The organism is Bradyrhizobium sp. AS23.2 (assembly GCF_001908185.1).
GTDB lineage: Bacteria > Pseudomonadota > Alphaproteobacteria > Rhizobiales > Xanthobacteraceae > Bradyrhizobium.
The window spans coordinates 1-3,851 of the sequence record NZ_LGHM01000235.1 but is presented as its reverse complement, the minus strand read 5'-3'; the positions used below and the strand labels follow the sequence as shown (position 1 = coordinate 3,851).

Sequence of the window (3,851 nt, the reverse complement as noted above, 5' to 3'; positions counted from 1 at the left end):
AAAACGGTCGCGTCATCCATGCTGGCCTCCGTTCGCCAGCATGGAGTTTGAATCAGAAATTGCCCCATCTGGGAATCCAGATTCCGCTAAAAGACAACATGCTCTAGGAGTTTTCGCGCCGGACTGGCTCTACGGTGGCAAGAACCGTGGTTGGTCCTTGCGCTACAAGAAGACCAGGGCGTTCTGCACCCTGGTGCCGGAATATCGGTTGTTTTCGGCTGTGGTGGTCATGGGTGGAGCAGAACGAGAGAAGTTTGAGGAGCGGCGTTATGTCTGGCGCCCGCAATTGGTCAAGCTCTACGATGAAGCCAAAACATACATCGACGGAAAATGGCTGACGGTTGCCATCTCATCGGCAGATGATCTGCATGATATGACGGAGCTTCTGACTATGAAGCGCCCGCCGCCGTCGCGCGGTTGAAGTGCGCAAAAATGCTAGGTTCGCCGCGCGATGGTTCCGAGGAACCCGAGCAGCGGTCTCGGCGACATCACACAGCAATTCGACATCAAGGTCATCGCGGAAGGCGTCGAGCCGATTACCGGCGTGAGAGATCGAAAAGACCTTCCACGTCTGCAATTTACCCCGAACCAACAAGTATCTGAGGAGATAATTCCCATGAAAGCGATCGTAGTGACGGACGAGACGGCGGGAACGGCCGGCATGAAGCTGGTGGAGCGGCCCGAGCCGCAGGCAGCGATAAACGACGTCGTCGTACGGGTTCATGTCGAGCGATCGATGAGTATCTGGCTGTTGTCGATGATTCCGCTTTCGGAGTAGCGACCGAGGTCACACCGAAGTTCGTGTCGCCCTCCGATCCGGCGGCGCGCTGGACAGGGGCGCACCGCGGCCAAGCCTTCTTCGCCTACCTGCACTCGAGTTCGCGCACAGCGTGCTTGCCGACCCGTTTCACTTGGCGAGCCCGGAGGTGATGCCGAGCCGGTCCAGCAAATCGGCGTCGCGGTCGCGCTGCGGGTTTTTGGTGGTCAGCAGCACCTTGCCGATGAAGATCGAACTCGCGCCGGCCAAAAAACAAAGTGCCTGCAGCTCATCGGTCATGTACTGCCGTCCGGCAGATAGCCGCACCACGCTCTTCGGCATCATGATCCGGGCCGTCGCGACCAGCCGCACCAGCGCGATCGGATCGGGACGCTCCGCCATGTCGTTGACCGGCACGCCCTTAACCTCGTTCCAGAGGTTGATCGGCACGCTTTCCGGATGGCTGGGGAGACTGGCGAGCAGCAGCAGCATGCCAAGCCGGTCCTCGATGTGCTCGCCCATGCCGATAATGCCGCCGCAGCAGACCTTGATGCCCGCATCGCGCACATGTGCCAGTGTATCGATGCGGTCCTGCAGGGTGCGGGTGGTGATGATCTTGTCGTAGAACTCGGGTGAGGTGTCGACGTTGTGATTGTAGAAGTTGAGCCCGGCTTCGGACAGCCGCGCGGCCTGATTCGGCGTCAGCATCCCGAGTGTGACGCAGGTTTCCATGCCCAGACCTTTAACCGCGCTGACCATCGCGCAGACCTGATCGAGATCGCGGTCTTTTGGACTGCGCCACGCCGCGGCCATGCAGAAGCGGGTCGCGCCGGCGTCCTTGGCGCGCTGCGCGGTCGCGACTACGTCGGCGCGATCCATCAGGCGGGCGGCTTTCAAGCCGGTGTCGTAATGCGCGCTCTGCGAGCAATAGCCGCAGTCTTCCGGACATCCGCCGGTCTTGATGCTGAGCAGGCTCGCGGTTTCGACGTGGTTGGGATCGAAGTTGCTGCGATGAATGCTCTGCGCCTGAAACAAAAGGTCCGCAAACGGCAGGCCATAAAGTGCTTCCGCCTCGGCACGCTTCCAGTCACTGCGGATCGGCGCGCTGTTGCCGCTGTCGTTACGCTCCACTCCGACCACATCAACCATAAGAATTGCTTTCCATCTACGATTTCTCATAGATAATTTGGCAAATTATCTATGATCAATGATGCAAGGATGATGCTAACTGATGTCGTACGGGAGCGCACTCGCTTTTGCGATAGATAATCTATGATGCCCGATGAAGAGAACACGACGACCTCAGGGCGCATCGCCGAGTCAATCGGCGAGCGCATTATTAGCGGCGCGTTGCAGCCGGACGTCCCACTCCGACAGGACCATGTTGCGCGGGAATTTCATTCAAGCCACGTCCCGGTGCGCGAGGCTTTTCGGCAGCTGGAGGCTCAACATCTTGTCGTAGCGGTGCCCCGTCGCGGGGTTCGGGTTGCTCCGCTCGATACTAAGTCGGTGAAAGAGATCGCCGAGATGCGTGCAGCGCTTGAAGTGGTCGCGTTGCGCAATGCAGCCCCAAAGCTCACATCGGCTCACTTGGCACGGATCGAGCTTGCCCTCATTGAAGGAGACAATGCCGAGACGATTCAGGACTTCGAAATGGCCAACCGCGCCTTTCACCAAGCGCTGGTGGCGCCCTGCGCGATGCCGCGACTGCTCGCCAGCCTCGACGGCTTGCAGCTTGCAAATTCACGGTTGGTGTTAGCGATGGCGCGCACCGCCGGCTGGCGACCGCGGTCCAATCAGGATCACCGCCTCATCCTGCAAGCACTGCGCGCGCGCAACGTCGATCAAGCCTGCAACCTGCTCGCGCGCCACATTCAAACGATTGAGCGCCTTGCCCTGCCTGCGTCCTGACCAGGAATGACTGCTGCTGCGGCGTTAGCATTCCAGCGGGCTGGATCCCAAGATAGTTACGCGACCAACTTCGATTAATCCTGCGGCCAATCATGATTCGTCACATCGTCTTATTCGCTGCCATAAAGCCCACATCGATCAAATAATCGAGGGCCTGTCGGCTCTCACGGCGATCCCGCATGCACGCCAGCTGGAAGTCGCCCGCGACATCGACGTTGTGGTCTATGGTGAGTTCGACAACGAGACAGAGCTTAACGCCTACAAGGCGCATTATCTCTACCAGGAATCGCTCGGCGCGCCCGTTTTAGCGCTCGCCTAATTTCATCCATCCACTGGTGGGCCTATCGTGTATCTTTCAGGCAGTCGTGCTTTGCCAAGTTGACCGCATTGGATTTCGTACCGGCACCGCACCAACCTTGGAGCGATGCCTGCTCTGCCAGTCTCGAGTTTCTTTTACGGAGCACGAAATGGCTTTGATACAGAACGCTGCCCGAATCGCCCGAGCGACGGAATTGCGTAATCTCGCCGTCGACCTAGTGGCTATCCGCGGAGCCATGACCGATGCCCGGGCCGGTAACACCAAAATTCAAGTGATGACGTTTGAAAACGAGCGTCTTGCCATACTGTATAAAACGCCGAGGTCGGATCTAAGCACAGAGGGCGCCCCGGCCTGGATACAACCGAAAGGGTTCATGCTGGACGTCTGGTTCGACGGGCGCAAGACTTTGTCTATGCAGTGGGACAACGAAGGACCCGTCGACGTTTTCATCTTCAAACCGGGTGAATGGGAGGATTTAGTAACAAGGGCGCTCCCGGAAACCTGATTCGATGATCGCGATGGTGGTGGCTCACTGTCCTCGCTGCAAACGCTGGGGAATGACGATGTCGGACCTCAGCTCGATCTGCCCATCTGACGCTGCCATGGATGCGACTTACAGCCTGGCGGACTAGATGGCGCCGAAAGTTTCGCCTGGCTGGGCGTGCCGCGGCGCGGCCTATCTGACTTCAAGATCGTGGATGATCGGTTTCAGTCCGTCGGGCGTGACTTCGAGGCTCGCAAGCGTGATCGGCAGCTCGAAGCGCCGGCGCCCGGCACTGCCGGGATTCACGTAGAGTAAGCCGTCGACGGTGTTGATCTTCGGCACGTGGGAGTGGCCGGAAACAATGACATCAATGCCCTGAA

Annotated in this window: 5 protein-coding genes and 3 pseudogenes; 6 read left to right on the top strand and 2 right to left on the bottom strand. The window is 58.9% G+C overall.

All coding sequences use genetic code 11. The features are described from left to right. The 3 genes and pseudogenes from AC630_RS38745 to AC630_RS47515 all read left to right on the top strand — a co-directional run. Positions 1–421, top strand: a 421-nt coding sequence (locus AC630_RS38745) for a DUF3788 domain-containing protein (RefSeq protein WP_245330644.1), incomplete at its 5' end; no start/stop codon positions are given. A gap of 195 nt (positions 422–616) precedes the next feature. Next, positions 617–724 (top strand): annotated as a pseudogene (locus tag AC630_RS44785) (NADP-dependent oxidoreductase); the annotation flags it as partial. A gap of 2 nt (positions 725–726) precedes the next feature. Next, a pseudogene (locus AC630_RS47515) lies at positions 727–867 on the top strand (IS5/IS1182 family transposase); the annotation flags it as partial. Between the two features lie 40 nt (positions 868–907). On the opposite strand, the gene bioB reads toward AC630_RS47515, so the two are convergent. Beyond that, positions 908–1,906, bottom strand: a complete 999-nt coding sequence (gene bioB, locus AC630_RS38735; RefSeq protein ID WP_074123626.1) for a biotin synthase BioB — start codon at positions 1,904–1,906, stop codon at positions 908–910. Between the two features lie 123 nt (positions 1,907–2,029). On the opposite strand from bioB, the gene AC630_RS38730 reads away from it, so the two are divergent. The 3 genes and pseudogenes from AC630_RS38730 (at position 2,030) to AC630_RS38720 (ending at position 3,492) form a co-directional block, all read left to right on the top strand. After that, complete coding sequence (locus tag AC630_RS38730) at positions 2,030–2,668, top strand: GntR family transcriptional regulator (RefSeq protein WP_074123625.1); 639 nt, start codon at positions 2,030–2,032, stop codon at positions 2,666–2,668. A gap of 92 nt (positions 2,669–2,760) precedes the next feature. After that, positions 2,761–2,987, top strand: a pseudogene (locus tag AC630_RS38725) (Dabb family protein). 148 nt (positions 2,988–3,135) lie between these two features. Next, a complete protein-coding gene (locus AC630_RS38720) occupies positions 3,136–3,492 on the top strand; it encodes a hypothetical protein (protein WP_143198650.1) in 357 nt (118 codons plus the stop codon). Positions 3,493–3,663: 171 nt separating this feature from the next. Here AC630_RS38720 and AC630_RS38715 read toward each other — a convergent pair. After that, positions 3,664–3,851 (bottom strand): metallophosphoesterase family protein (locus tag AC630_RS38715; protein ID WP_143198649.1); only part of this gene is annotated, 188 nt, incomplete at its 5' end.

What these genes read in the sequence shown, in the direction of transcription:
- AC630_RS38720 (WP_143198650.1), top strand. Translation starts at nt 3,136, where the DNA reads ATGGCTTTGATACAGAACGCTGCCCGAATCGCCCGAGCGACGGAATTG.
- AC630_RS38730 (WP_074123625.1), top strand. Translation starts at nt 2,030, where the DNA reads ATGATGCCCGATGAAGAGAACACGACGACCTCAGGGCGCATCGCCGAG.
- bioB (WP_074123626.1), bottom strand. Translation starts at nt 1,906, where the DNA reads ATGGTTGATGTGGTCGGAGTGGAGCGTAACGACAGCGGCAACAGCGCG.